Raw genomic sequence first — 12,075 nt, 5'->3', positions numbered from 1 at the left:
CCCTCGGCTGATCGGTCATGACGGCTGCCCCCGGCCCCTGGGCGGTTCGGTCGCCGTACGGGGGAAAGGGGGAACTCGTGGCCCGTAGCCCCGACGCCCGGAGGAGATCGCCGATGACGCCCGGCACCGTGACAGGGAAGGACGACGCGTGGTGGAGGTCCGCGGTCGTCTACCAGATCTATCCCCGCAGTTTCGCCGACTCCGACGGCGACGGCATCGGTGACCTGGACGGCATCACCGGCCGTCTGGACCACCTCGCGGAGCTCGGCGTGGACGTGCTGTGGCTCTCGCCCGTCTACCCGTCGCCGCAGGACGACAACGGCTACGACATCAGCGACTACCAGGACATCGATCCCGTCTTCGGTGACCTGACGGCCTTCGACCGGCTCCTCGCGGCGGTGCACGGGCGCGGCATGAGGCTGATCATGGACCTGGTCGTCAACCACACCTCCGACGAGCACCCCTGGTTCCGGGAGTCGCGCGACCCCGGGAGCCCCAAGCGGGACTGGTACTGGTGGCGGCCGCCGCGCGACGGCCGGGAGCCCAACAACTGGGGTTCGTTCTTCTCCGGGCCGGCCTGGACGCGCGACCCCGCGAGCGGCGCGTACTACCTGCACCTGTTCTCGCCGAAGCAGCCCGACCTCAACTGGGAGAACCCGGAGGTCCGCGAGGCCGTGTACGCGATGATGCGGTGGTGGCTGGATCGGGGCGTGGACGGCTTCCGGATGGACGTGATCAACCTCGTCTCCAAGGACCCGGCGCTGCCCGACGGGGTACTGCGCGGGGACGGCCCGTACGGTGACGGGTCGCCCTCCTACGTCTGCGGGCCGCGCATCCACGAGTACCTCCGGGAGATGCACCGGGAGGTCATGGCCCGGTACCCCGGCCGGCTGCTGACCGTCGGGGAGATGCCCGGCGTGACCGTCGAACAGGCCCGGCTGTTCACCGACCCGGACCACGCCGAGCTCGACATGGTGTTCCAGTTCGAGCACGTCGGGCTCGACCACGGCGCCCACAAGTTCGATCCGCGGCCGCTGCGGCTGACCGAGCTGAAGGCGTCCCTGGGCCGCTGGCAGACCGGTCTCGCGGACGTCGGGTGGAACAGCCTGTACTGGAACAACCACGACCAGCCCCGCGTGGTCTCCCGGTTCGGCGACGACGGCCCCCGGCACCGCACGCGGTCCGCGACCATGCTGGCCACGGTGCTGCACCTGCACCGGGGCACCCCGTACGTCTACCAGGGGGAGGAACTGGGCATGGCCAACGCTCCCCTGCGCACCATCGAGGACTTCCGGGACATCGAGTCCCTGAACCACTACGCGCAGGCGCTGGGCGCGGGGGCCGCGCCCGAGGACGTCCTGCCCGGCCTTCGCGCGATGGGCCGGGACAACGCCCGTACGCCCATGCAGTGGGACGCCTCCCCGCAGGCCGGGTTCACCACGGGCATCCCCTGGCTCCCGGTCAACCCGGACCACATCGAGGTCAACGCGGCCGCCGCGTACGCGGATCCGGGTTCCGTCTTCCACCACTACCGGCGGCTCATCGCCCTGCGGCATTCCGAACCGGCCGTCGTGCACGGCGACTTCACCATGCTGCTGCCCGACGACGAGCGCGTGTACGCCTTCACCCGCCACCACGAGGGGACCACGCTGCTGGTCGTCGGCAACTTCACGGGCGACACGGTGACCGTGGACCTCCCCGGTGGGTGGGAGGACGCCGAGCTCCTGCTGGGCAACGGGCCGTCCGTCCCGGCGGAGGACGGGCGCACGGTCCTCGCGCCCTGGGAGGCGAGGGTGCACCGACGGATCGAGTGAGGGGACGACACCTCGCGGGCCGCGCCGCCTGATCCCCGCGTCCCGGGGTACGCGCGCTCCATGACCGTCTACGGATTCCACGCCTCGCACGAACAGGTGCCGCCCGCGGACCTCCTGGCCGCGGCCGTCCGCGCGGAGGAGGCCGGTTTCGGCGCCGCCATGTGCTCGGACCACTTCTCGCCCTGGAGCGTCCGGCAGGGCGAGTCCGGCTTCGCGTGGTCCTGGCTCGGCGCCGCCCTCCAGGCCACCGACCGCATCCCCTTCGGCGTCGTCAACGCGCCCGGACAGCGCTACCACCCCGCGATCGTCGCCCAGGCCGTCGGCACCCTCGCCGCCATGTACCCGGGCCGCTTCTGGGCGGCCCTGGGCAGCGGCGAGGCGTCCAACGAGCACATCACCGGCGACCGCTGGCCCCGCAAGGACGTGCGCAACGCGCGGCTGCGCGAGTGCGTCGACGTCGTCCGGGCGCTGCTGCGCGGCGAGGAGGTGAGCCACGACGGCCTGGTGACCGTGGACCGGGCGCGCCTCTGGACGCTCCCCGAGACCGTGCCGCCGCTGATCGGCGCCGCGTGCAGCGAGGCCACCGCCGCCTGGTGCGCCGACTGGGCCGACGGGCTCATCACCGTCAACGCCCCGCACGAGCGGCTGCGCCGGATCGTGGACGCCTACCGCTCCGCCGGCGGCTCCGGCCCGCTGCGCCTCCAGGTGCACCTCAGCTGGGATCCGGACCCGGACACCGCCCTCGCCGTCGCGCACGACCAGTGGCGCACCAACGTGCACGGGCCGCCGGCGAGTTGGGACCTGGACACCGCCGAACTGTTCGACGGGGTCAGCGAGCACGTCACGCCCGAGCGGGTCGCGGAGGCGGTCAACGTGTCGGCGGACCTCGGACAGCACGCGGCCTGGCTCCAGGAGTACGCCGACCTCGGCTTCGACACGGTCATGCTGCACCACGTCGGCCGCGAACAGAGCGCGTTCATCGACGCGTTCGGCGACAAGGTGCTGCCCCGGCTCGACGCGACCCCGGCCGGACCCGTGCGCGCGGAGGACGTCCGATGAGGCTGACCCGAACCTCCGACCTGTGGTGGAAGAACGCGGTCGTGTACTGCCTGGACGTGGAGACGTACCAGGACGGCGACGGGGACGGCATCGGCGACTTCGCGGGGCTGACCCAGCGGATCGACCACCTCGTCCGGCTCGGCGTCACCTGCGTGTGGCTGATGCCGTTCTACCCGACCGCGGAACGGGACGACGGCTACGACGTCACCGACTTCTACGGCGTCGACCCGCGCCTGGGCACCCTCGGGGACTTCACCGAGTTCGTGCGGACCGCCCGCGACCGGGGCATCCGGGTCATCGCCGACCTGGTGGTCAACCACACCTCCGACCGGCACCCGTGGTTCCGGGAGTCCCGCTCCAGCCGTACGTCCCCCCGCCGCGACTGGTACGTCTGGTGCGACGAGCCGCCCGAGGACGGGCCGAAGGACGTCGTCTTCCCCGACGCCGAGAAGAGCCCGTGGGAGTACGACGAGCGGACCGGGCAGTACTACCTGCACCGCTTCTACCGGCAGCAGCCCGACCTCAACGTGGCCAACCCCGCCGTACGGGACGAGATAGCCCGCATCATGGGCTTCTGGACGCAGCTCGGGCTCTCCGGCTTCCGCGTCGACGCGGTCCCCTTCCTCCTGGAGACCGACGGCCAGGAGGACGCGGGCCGACTGCCCGACCCGCACGACTACCTGGCCGATCTGAGGGCCTTCCTCGGGCGCCGCAACGGGGAGGCGGTCCTGCTCGGCGAGGTCAACCTGCCCTACCCCGACACCATGGAGTTCTTCGGCGGCCCGGAGTCCGAGCGGGGCGACGAGCTGACCATGTGCTTCGACTTCATCGGCATGCAGAAGATGTACCTGTCCTTCGCCCGGGAGGAGGCCGGGCCGCTGGCGGCGGCGCTGCGCGAGCGCCCGGAGGCCCCGCGCGACGGGCACTGGGCGACCTTCGTCCGCAACCACGACGAGCTGACGCTCGACAAGCTGGACGACGACGAGCGCGCCGAGGTGTTCGCGGCCTTCGGCCCGGAGAAGGACATGCAGCTGTACGGCCGGGGGCTGCGCCGCAGGCTGCCGCCGATGGTCGGCGGCGACCGGCGCCGTGTGGAACTGGCCTACAGCCTGCTGTTCACCCTGCCCGGCACGCCCGTGCTCTTCTACGGCGAGGAGATCGGGATGGGCGAGAACCTGGCCGTCGAGGGCCGGCAGGCCGTCCGCACCCCCATGCAGTGGACGGCGGACGGCGGCGCCGGGTTCTCCACCGCGCCGAGCGGCGACTTCCCCCATCCGATGCCCGAGGGGGCGTACGGGCCGGGGCGGGTGAACGTGCGCGACCAGGCGCGCGACGCGGATTCGCTCCTCAGCCGCGTGCGGACGCTGATCGAGCGGTACCGCGAGGCCCCCGAGCTCGCCTGGGGCCGGACCGAGGTGCTCGGCGCGGACGACCCCGGCGTCCTGGCCCACCTCGCCTCGCTCCCGGAGGGAGCGGTGCTGGCGCTGCACAACTTCTCGTCCCGGCGGGTCGACGCGACCACGATCGTGCCGGGTCTGGAGGGCGGCCGCACGCTCACCGACCTGTTCACCGGCGACACCGTCGAGGCGGCGGCCGGCGGTCGTGTCGGGGTCGGGCTGGCGCCGTACGGCTACCGCTGGCTGCGGGTGGACACCCCGCTGGACGATCCGGAACGCACGGGCGGCGTCTGACCGGGGCACGGGCGGCGTCGCCCCGTCGGGCGCGTGGGGGGAAGGACCGCCCACGGCTCCCCGCACGGTCCCCCACCCCGCTCATGTCAACTTTGATTGACATGAGCGGGGTGTCAACGTAAGTTGACATCATGACCGACGCAACCGATCTCGCCGCGCAGGCCGGCGACCGCGATCCACGGGTGGGACTGCGTGCCGTCTCCGCGCTGCGACGCCTTCTCGAACAGCTGGAAGCCGTCCAGGTGCGCAGCGCGCGCGCCCAGGGCTGGTCGTGGCAGGAGATCGCGGCCGAACTGGGCGTGAGCCGCCAGGCCGTCCACAAGAAGCACGGGAGGCATTGATGTTCGAGAGGTTCACGAAGGGGGCCCGGGCGGTGGTGACCGGGGCCGTGGCGGTGGCCGAGCGCGAGGGCGCGCCCGCGGTCACGGAGGAGCACCTGCTGCTGGCGCTGCTCGACGCGGAGGACACCCGGGCGGCCCTCGCGCTGCGGGCGCTGGGAGCGACGGAGCGGCGCGCGTCGCTGGAGGCCGCACTCGCGGCGGCCCGGCGCCGGGGCGGCCTCTCGACGGTCGAGGTGGACGCGCTGGCGGATCTCGGCATCGACGTGGCACGGATCGTCGCCCGGGTCGAGGAGACCCACGGCCCGGGCGCGCTCACCGCCGGGTCCGACGGCCGGCCCCGGGGCTCGAAGCGGCGGCCCTTCACCCGGGAGAGCAAGAAGGTCCTCGAGCAGTCGCTGCGCGTCTGCCTCGGCCGACGGGAGAAGGAGATCGGCGACGAGCACCTGCTCCTGGCCCTGACGGCCCGCCCCGGGGTCGTCTCCGAGGCCCTGGCGGACCACGGCGTCACCTACACGGCGGTGGAGCGGGCGCTCGATCGGCCCCGGGCCTGACGGCGTCCGGTCAGGGTCTGTCCGGCCCTGATCCGCCGGACAGGCCCTAGGTCTGCTCTCCCCCGCCGGTCACGGCCGGTTCGTCGTGGTGAGCCGGCCGAGTTCCCGGACGGCGCTCCCGGCGATGGTCGCGGCCAGGGCCTTCGCCTCCTCGGACCCGCCGGAGGTCCGTTCGCTCGCGCAGAGTTTTCCGGTCTGTGCGAGGTGGGCGCGGAGGCCCTCGGTGAGGATCCTCTCGAACTGCTCCCCCCTTCGCCTTCTCCGCCTTCCGGAGGGTGTCGAGGCCGACCATGCCCGGCATGTCGTGCCCTTCGTGGGGACGGGTGTCGGGGGTGCCCGAGAGGTCCAGGGGTGCGCGCAGGTCCGCCAGTTCCCGTTCCAGGCGCGTTCCGGTCCGGGCGGCGAGGTCCGCAGGGGCGGGGTCAGCCGTACGGGAGGGCGCCAGGCCGGTCAGGAGGCGGGCCCGTTCGTTCATGGGGATCATCAGCTGGATCCACGCGGTGTCGGTGGCGTTGAAGGCCGCCGCCCGCCGCGCCCCGACCTCCCGTGCCGCGCTCCGCCCCGGCGCCGGATGAGGTGCGGGCGGCGCCTCCTCCGGGCAGAGTAGGGAAGGTCCTGTACCCACCGAGGTGCCCCCGTGGTCTTACGCGCTGAGAACGGAACGAACTGATGCGAGGGATTCTCGCGACGCCGGAGTGATCGATGTTCCGCAGATGGCCGGCCGACAGCAGCGACGAGCTGCTGGGCAGACTCGGGTCGCTGACCGCCCGGGCGAGGGAGCTGGCCGAGACGCAGCGCTCCCGCGTCGAGCTCGCCGTGGCCCTGCAGCGCGGCATGCTGCCCCCGGACCTGCCCAGCCCTCCGGGCGTCCGGCTGGCCGTCGGCTACATGCCCGCCAACCACGGGCTCAACGTCGGCGGCGACTGGTACGACGCCTTCACCCTGCCCGACGGCCACATCGGCATGTCCATCGGCGACGTACAGGGGCACAACATCGAGGCCGCCGCCTTCATGGGGCAGGTCCGCGTGGGGCTGCGCGCGCTGGCCTCCGTCACCGGGGACCCGGGGGAGCTGCTCGGCCGCACCAACGACCTGCTGGTCACCCTGGGCGCCGATCTCTTCGCCACCTGCACCTTCCTGCGGCTCGACCCCGCCGCCGGCACCCTGGAGTGCGCCCGGGCCGGGCACATCCCCCACATCTGGGCCACCGCCGACGGGCGCTCCGGGATCGACGACGGCGAGGGCGGGCCCCCGCTCGGTGTGCTCCGCGGGGTCGAGTATCCCGTCACGCGCCACCGGCTCACCACCGGCGGCGTCTTCGTCCTGTTGACCGACGGGGTGGTGGAGGGGCCCTCGCTCCACCTCGACGACGGCCTGGACCAGGTGATGCGGCTCGCCGGGATCACGGCCGTCGCCGGGCTGGACGTCGACGCGCTCGCCACCGCCGTCATGAAGCTGGCCGGTACGGTGGGGCACGAGGACGACGCCGCCGTGCTGGTCGTCGGGCACGACGGCGGTACGGCGTGGCCGAAGAGGAGGTGAGGGGCGGGACAGCGGCCGGAGGATCACCGTTTCGCCCTCCGGCGGCCGTTGCGCCGTCCGGCTCACCGCCGAACGGGTGACGGCCGGCGGCCGGGGCCGGGAGCGGACCGGGTCGGAGCGGACCGGCCCCGACCGGACTTCGCGCCGGGCCGGGCCCGTTCCGTGCGACGGTGCCCGACACGCAGGGGGCTCTTGCCCGGCCGGGACGGTCCGGCCGGTGTCTGATGGCTGGTGTGTTGGTTACTCGGCAGTTCCGGCCCCCGACGGAGACGGTCCTGGCCTCGCTGGCCGTGGCCGCTTGCTACTACGCGGTCGGACGGCTCGGCCTGCTGGGCCGTCTCGTCGTCGAAGGGGTGGTGGTCACCCCCATCTGGCCGCCCACGGGTGTGGCCGTCGCCGCCCTGCTGCTGCTCGGCGTGCGGGTCTGGCCCGGCATCGCCCTCGGCTGCTTCCTCGTCATCGCCTCGCTCACCACCCCGGGGCTCACCACGGTGGTCACCGTCGTGAGCAACACCGCCGCGCCGCTGTGCGCCTTCCTGCTGCTGAGGCGGGTCGGCTTCCGGCTCGACATGGCGCGGCTGCGGGACGGGCTCTGCCTGGTCTTCCTCGGCGGGTTCGGCGCCATGCTGATCAGCTCGACGGCGGGGGTCGGGCTGCACGTGGCGACCGGCTCCCTGGAGAGGAGCGAGTTCTGGCCCGTCTGGCTGGCCTGGTGGGCGGGCGACACGATGGGCGTGCTGCTCGTCACCCCGCTCCTGCTCGCGTTCGCGGGGGCGATCGGGCGGTTCCGTACGCGGCGCTGGTCGGAGGCGGTCTGTCTGGGCGTCGCGGCCCTGGTCATCGTGCCGTCGGCCGTGCTCAGTCCGATGAGCCTGCTCTTCCTCGTCTTCCCCCTGCTGATCTGGGCGGCGCTCCGCTTCCAGCTCGCCGGGAGCGTGCTGTGCGCGCTCTTCGCGTCCGTGCTCACCACGTTCGAGGCGACCGCCGGGAAGGGCGCGTTCCTCCACCTGTCGGACGTCGAGATCATGGTCAAGCTCCAGGCGTTCAACGGCTCCGCCGCCCTGACGGCCCTGCTGCTCTCCTCCGTCATCACCGAGCAGCGTGCGACGCGCCGGTCCGTGCGCCGCGCCTGCGAGGAGCTGGCGGAGGTCCTGGAACACCTCGCGGCGGGCGAGCCCTCGCCGGGGCCCCCCGCCGCCGACCGCACGCCCGGCACCTCCGGGGACCGGGTGGTCTCGCCGGGTGAGCGCCGGGACCCGTGAACCGGCCTCCGGCGCCCCCGGGGCCGTTCAGCCCTTGACGGCCTCGGCGATCCGCAGGGCGACCAGGCCGGGTGCGAGGTGCGTGGTGTCCACGACCTCGGCCTCGGCGTGCAGCCACGTGCGGGCCGCCTCCTCGTAGGGTTCGAGGTACCGGAGGCGGAACGGGGAGTCGGGGCCGACGACCGTGTCGTTCGCGATGCGCCCGCGGAGGGTCTCCCGGTCGGCGTGGAGGACGAAGTGGCGTACGGGAACGGCGTGCCGGGCGAGGCCCTCGGCGATCTCGCGCCAGTACCGCTCCACCAGGACGGTCATGGGGATCACCAGGGTGCCGCCGGTGTAGTCGAGTACGTGTCGGGCGGTCTCGACCACGAGCGGTCTCCACGGCGGCCAGTGCTGGAAGTTGTCCGTCCGGGGCAGCCCCGGCGTGATGTCCATGAGCGTCTCGCCGACCTTCTCGGCGTCGAACACCCGTGAATCCGGGAGCAGTCGCCGCACGAGCGCGGCGGTCGTCGTCTTGCCCGCACCGTGGGTGCCGTTGAGCCATACGATCATGGGTTCGACACTAAAGGGTGTCCCGTCGGTCGCGCCGGGCTCGCGGTGTGCCTCGTGTTTCGTACGTTTGCCCGTGGGGAGCGGTGGAAGAGTTGATTCCGACGACCGGTCGGCCGGGTCGCGGTCGGGGCGGCCGGGCCTCCTCGCCGCCATGACTCGAACGGAGCCCTCCGTTGCGCCTCTACGCCCAGACGCCCGCACGCCGGAACCGCCAGGTGCTCGTGGACCTGATCGCCGTGGCCGTGATCGCCGTGGCGGTGTGGGTGGCCCTCGCCGTCCGCGGGACGATCATGCTGCTGGCCGAACCGGGGCAGAAGGTGGAGAGTTCCGGCGACAGTCTCGCCAGGGAGCTCGACCAGGCGGGGGACGCGGCGGCGGACGTGCCGTTCGTCGGTGGCGTCCTGGAGAAGCCGCTGCGGTCCGCGGCCGACGCCGGCTCCGGGTTCGCCGACGCGGGCGCGTCGTTCCAGGAGACCGTCGGCCAGGTCGCCGATGTCGTCACGGCCGCCCTCATCGTCGTCCCGGTGCTCTTCGTCCTGCTGCTGTGGCTCCCGCCGCGCCTGCTCTGGATCCGGCGCAGCAACGCCCTGCGCCGTCTCGCCGGAGCCCCCGGGGGCGCCGATCTGCTCGCCCTGCGCGCCCTCACCGGGCCTCCGGGCGTACTCGACGGGCTGCCGGTGCCGTCCGGCGGGTGGGCCGACGCCTGGCGCCGGGGGGATCCGCAGGCCATCACCGACCTCAGTACGGTCGCGCTCGAACACGTCGGGCTCCGGCCCTGAAGCGGTTGGTGGTCGACGGTCGGCGGTCGGCCCGGGGAAAGTGCGGCGGCCTCGTTCCGCCGCCCCGGTGGCGGCGATACTGATCGGGGTGGGCGCCCCGCCGTCGCGCCGGTCGCGGGACCGGCCGGTGGGGTTCGCCCTGTCGATGTCATCGAGGGGAGCCGTTCATGAGCACGGCGAAAGACCTGTTCCTCATCTCCGTGGATCCGGGGCCGGGGCCCGACGTGGGGCAGGGCGACCTGTCGCTGGCTCTCGCGGGGGCCGAGCTGATCGACCTCGTCGGCGCGGGGGCCGTCGCCGTGGATGACGACCGCATCGTGCCGGGCGGGCCGTCGGGGCCGGACGACCGGCTCCTGGCCGAGGCCGAGGCGGGGCTCGTCCGGCAGCCGCCCTACGAGCGGGTCGAGGACTGGCTGTGGCGCCGGGGCCGGGACCTCGCGTCCGCGTACCGGACCGCGCTTGAGGGGGACGGCGAGCTGAGGCGGAGGCGAAGCGGCCGGCTGCCCTTCGGCCCGGAGCGCGTGGAGCCGGTCGACACGCCCGCCCGGCGCCGGGCGGTCGGCCGCCGGGAGGAGGGAGAGCCCGTCCTGGCCGCCCTCGCCTCGGCGGTGGGCATCGGCGAGGGGCGGCCCGACGAGGAGCCCGGTTTCGCCGACGAGGCGGTGACGGGCGTGGTGGCCGCCGTCCACGACGCGGTGATGGAGCTGGAGGCCGTGCGCCAGCGGCGGACCATCGAGAACACGGCGTTCGCCAACATCTGGCGCGGGCCGTGAGCCGGTCCCCCGGCCGGAATCGGTGACGCCGGATCCCTTCCGGCCGCGCCGGAGGGGGGTCAGTTCCCGTACGCCAGGAGCAGGCACAGGGCCGCGAACGGCACCACGGATCCGGCGAGCAGGGCCAGCACCGCCGGGGCCGCCGCCGTCAGCCGTGCCCGTCCCTTGCGCCGGCCCGAGCGGAACACCGCGCGGGCCGGGAGGAACGGCAGCACCAGGAGGGCGAGGAGGAGCACCGGTGCCAGGAACCGGCTGAACGCGGTGGTCCCGGTGTCGGTGGCCAGGTGCCAGGCGGTCGTGCCGAAGACCGTCACGGGGCCGGCGAGGAGGCCGAGCGCGAGGACCGAGGCCGCCGCGACGACCAGTCCCTCGGTCAGCCGTTCGGCGCGCGTGCGCCCCTCGCGTACGTCCACTGCCCGGCCGTGTTCCATGTCCGCTCCCCCGGTGCCGCGGCCCGGCGGCGGTGCCCCGGGGCTGCGGGTGTGATGATCTCACGACCCGCTGGCCCGCTATCCCGTTGCTCCGATGCCCCGTCGTCCCGTCGGGCAGGCGTCAGGTCGGGGCGCGCAGGCCCGCCAGGAGCCGGTCGAGCGCCTGCTCCGCGGCCCGTGGGTCCCCGCCCCGCGCGATCCAGAGCGCGGCCTCGTTCATCGCCCCCGAAAGCAGCCGGGCCAGGGGCTCCACCGGCTGGTCGGCGAGGGTCCCGGCCGCGACGAGCGCGTCCAGGGCCTCCGCGAGGTGCCGGGCGGAGGACTCCTCGTCCAGGGTCCGCCACTCGTCCCAGCCCAGTACGGTCGGCGCGTCGACCAGCAGGATCCGCCGTACCGCCGGATCGGTCCCGGCGGCCAGGAAGGCCCGGCAGCCGGCCCGGAGCTGCTCCCAGAGGTCCTCGTGCCGCTCGGCCTCGGCCGCGACCCGCTCGCCCAGCTCGTGCTGGACCTCGGAGACGACGGCCCGGAAGAGCCCCGCCTTGCTGTCGAAGTGGTGGTAGGCGGCCCCCTTGGTGACCCCGGCGGCCCGCGCCACGTCGGCCAGCACCACGTGGTGGTAGCCGTCGGCGGCGAACCGCCGCCTCCCCTCGGCCAGCAGCGCCCGCCGCGTGGCCGCCCGCTGCTCCGCCCGGTTGACCGCCATCGTCCGCACGTCCTTCCCGTTTCGCGTACCGAGGGTATGCTAACGCCGAAATTCGCGTACCCTGGGTATGCGAAAGGGAGAGGAAGGAACCCGATCATGACGAACGGACCCACCACCACGCCCACCGCGCCCGCGGCCCGGCTCGGCGGCTTCTACCCGGTGCTCGCCACCCGGGACGTGGCGGCCTCCCGGGACTTCTACACCCGCCACTTCGGGTTCGAGACGACCTTCGAGGCCGACTGGTACGTCAGCCTGCGGCGCCCCGACGCCCCTCAGTACGAGCTCGCGCTCCTCGACCACGCCCACCCGACCTTCCCCGAGGGCCACCGGGCCGCCCTCCGGGGCGGGCTGCTGCTGAACTTCGAGGTGGACGACGTGGACGCGGAGCACCGGCGGCTCGTGACGGAGGCCGGCCTGTCCGAGGTACTGGCCCTGCGCACCGAGGAGTTCGGCCAGCGGCACTTCATCGTCGCCGCCCCCGACGGGGTGCTGGTCGACGTCATCACCGTCGTCCCGCCCGGCGAGGAGTACGCCGACCTGTACACCGGCGCCTGACGCCCGGGGCGGGACACGGCGA

13 protein-coding genes are annotated in these 12,075 nt (G+C 73.7%); 10 read left to right on the top strand and 3 right to left on the bottom strand.

All coding sequences use genetic code 11. The annotated features are described in order from the left end of the window. Positions 1-113 precede the first annotated feature (113 nt). From CP977_RS33170 to CP977_RS33140, 7 genes are all read left to right on the top strand, one after another. Entirely contained in the window at positions 114-1,814 is a 1,701-nt protein-coding gene (locus tag CP977_RS33170; protein ID WP_152371396.1) for a glycoside hydrolase family 13 protein, read from the top strand. A 60-nt stretch (positions 1,815-1,874) separates the two neighbouring features. Further along, complete coding sequence (locus CP977_RS33165) at positions 1,875-2,873, top strand: TIGR03885 family FMN-dependent LLM class oxidoreductase (RefSeq protein WP_152371395.1); 999 nt, start codon at positions 1,875-1,877, stop codon at positions 2,871-2,873. Then, positions 2,870-4,564: an alpha-amylase family protein gene (locus CP977_RS33160; protein WP_152371394.1), complete on the top strand. Its 1,695-nt coding sequence runs from the start codon at positions 2,870-2,872 to the stop codon at positions 4,562-4,564. The genes CP977_RS33165 and CP977_RS33160 overlap by 4 nt, the downstream gene beginning before the upstream one ends. Before the next feature lie 131 nt (positions 4,565-4,695). After that, entirely contained in the window at positions 4,696-4,905 is a 210-nt protein-coding gene (locus tag CP977_RS33155; protein ID WP_062760214.1) for a helix-turn-helix domain-containing protein, read from the top strand. Further along, positions 4,905-5,456 (top strand): Clp protease N-terminal domain-containing protein, encoded by a 552-nt coding sequence (locus tag CP977_RS33150; RefSeq protein ID WP_062760213.1) that lies wholly within the window; start codon positions 4,905-4,907, stop codon positions 5,454-5,456. The genes CP977_RS33155 and CP977_RS33150 overlap by 1 nt, the downstream gene beginning before the upstream one ends. A 702-nt stretch (positions 5,457-6,158) precedes the next feature. Further along, positions 6,159-6,998 (top strand): PP2C family protein-serine/threonine phosphatase, encoded by an 840-nt coding sequence (locus CP977_RS33145; RefSeq protein ID WP_062760210.1) that lies wholly within the window; start codon positions 6,159-6,161, stop codon positions 6,996-6,998. 224 nt (positions 6,999-7,222) lie between these two features. Further along, positions 7,223-8,260, top strand: a complete 1,038-nt coding sequence (locus tag CP977_RS33140; RefSeq protein WP_104860318.1) for an MASE1 domain-containing protein — start codon at positions 7,223-7,225, stop codon at positions 8,258-8,260. A 27-nt stretch (positions 8,261-8,287) separates the two neighbouring features. On the opposite strand, the gene CP977_RS33135 is transcribed toward CP977_RS33140, so the two are convergent. After that, on the bottom strand, positions 8,288-8,812 hold the full coding sequence (locus tag CP977_RS33135; protein WP_062760209.1) for an AAA family ATPase: 525 nt from the start codon (positions 8,810-8,812) through the stop codon (positions 8,288-8,290). 173 nt (positions 8,813-8,985) lie between these two features. Between CP977_RS33135 and CP977_RS33130 the strand changes: the two genes are divergently transcribed. Further along, positions 8,986-9,591: a hypothetical protein gene (locus tag CP977_RS33130; RefSeq protein WP_062760208.1), complete on the top strand. Its 606-nt coding sequence runs from the start codon at positions 8,986-8,988 to the stop codon at positions 9,589-9,591. A 167-nt stretch (positions 9,592-9,758) separates the two neighbouring features. Continuing rightward, positions 9,759-10,364: a GOLPH3/VPS74 family protein gene (locus CP977_RS33125; RefSeq protein ID WP_109184835.1), complete on the top strand. Its 606-nt coding sequence runs from the start codon at positions 9,759-9,761 to the stop codon at positions 10,362-10,364. A gap of 59 nt (positions 10,365-10,423) precedes the next feature. Here the strand turns inward: CP977_RS33125 and CP977_RS33120 are convergent, their stop codons facing one another. Continuing rightward, positions 10,424-10,795 (bottom strand): hypothetical protein, encoded by a 372-nt coding sequence (locus CP977_RS33120; RefSeq protein WP_152371393.1) that lies wholly within the window; start codon positions 10,793-10,795, stop codon positions 10,424-10,426. A gap of 121 nt (positions 10,796-10,916) precedes the next feature. Next, the gene (locus CP977_RS33115) at positions 10,917-11,498 is read right to left on the bottom strand and encodes a TetR/AcrR family transcriptional regulator (RefSeq protein WP_062760205.1); all 582 of its coding nucleotides are present in this window, start codon (positions 11,496-11,498) and stop codon (positions 10,917-10,919) included. Between the two features lie 96 nt (positions 11,499-11,594). On the opposite strand from CP977_RS33115, the gene CP977_RS33110 reads away from it, so the two are divergent. Continuing rightward, a complete protein-coding gene (locus CP977_RS33110; protein WP_062760203.1) occupies positions 11,595-12,053 on the top strand; it encodes a VOC family protein in 459 nt (152 codons plus the stop codon). The last annotated feature ends 22 nt before the right edge of the window (positions 12,054-12,075 follow it).

The sequence above is a fragment of the Streptomyces cinereoruber genome (assembly GCF_009299385.1).
Taxonomy (GTDB): domain Bacteria; phylum Actinomycetota; class Actinomycetes; order Streptomycetales; family Streptomycetaceae; genus Streptomyces; species Streptomyces bikiniensis.
The sequence above is the reverse complement of the archived record's forward strand: the minus strand, read 5'-3'. Positions and strand labels throughout refer to the sequence as shown.

What these genes read in the sequence shown, in the direction of transcription:
- CP977_RS33170 (WP_152371396.1), top strand. Translation starts at nt 114, where the DNA reads ATGACGCCCGGCACCGTGACAGGGAAGGACGACGCGTGGTGGAGGTCC.
- CP977_RS33165 (WP_152371395.1), top strand. Translation starts at nt 1,875, where the DNA reads ATGACCGTCTACGGATTCCACGCCTCGCACGAACAGGTGCCGCCCGCG.
- CP977_RS33160 (WP_152371394.1), top strand. Translation starts at nt 2,870, where the DNA reads ATGAGGCTGACCCGAACCTCCGACCTGTGGTGGAAGAACGCGGTCGTG.
- CP977_RS33155 (WP_062760214.1), top strand. Translation starts at nt 4,696, where the DNA reads ATGACCGACGCAACCGATCTCGCCGCGCAGGCCGGCGACCGCGATCCA.
- CP977_RS33150 (WP_062760213.1), top strand. Translation starts at nt 4,905, where the DNA reads ATGTTCGAGAGGTTCACGAAGGGGGCCCGGGCGGTGGTGACCGGGGCC.
- CP977_RS33145 (WP_062760210.1), top strand. Translation starts at nt 6,159, where the DNA reads ATGTTCCGCAGATGGCCGGCCGACAGCAGCGACGAGCTGCTGGGCAGA.
- CP977_RS33140 (WP_104860318.1), top strand. Translation starts at nt 7,223, where the DNA reads ATGGCTGGTGTGTTGGTTACTCGGCAGTTCCGGCCCCCGACGGAGACG.
- CP977_RS33135 (WP_062760209.1), bottom strand. Translation starts at nt 8,812, where the DNA reads ATGATCGTATGGCTCAACGGCACCCACGGTGCGGGCAAGACGACGACC.
- CP977_RS33125 (WP_109184835.1), top strand. Translation starts at nt 9,759, where the DNA reads ATGAGCACGGCGAAAGACCTGTTCCTCATCTCCGTGGATCCGGGGCCG.
- CP977_RS33120 (WP_152371393.1), bottom strand. Translation starts at nt 10,795, where the DNA reads ATGGAACACGGCCGGGCAGTGGACGTACGCGAGGGGCGCACGCGCGCC.
- CP977_RS33115 (WP_062760205.1), bottom strand. Translation starts at nt 11,498, where the DNA reads ATGGCGGTCAACCGGGCGGAGCAGCGGGCGGCCACGCGGCGGGCGCTG.
- CP977_RS33110 (WP_062760203.1), top strand. Translation starts at nt 11,595, where the DNA reads ATGACGAACGGACCCACCACCACGCCCACCGCGCCCGCGGCCCGGCTC.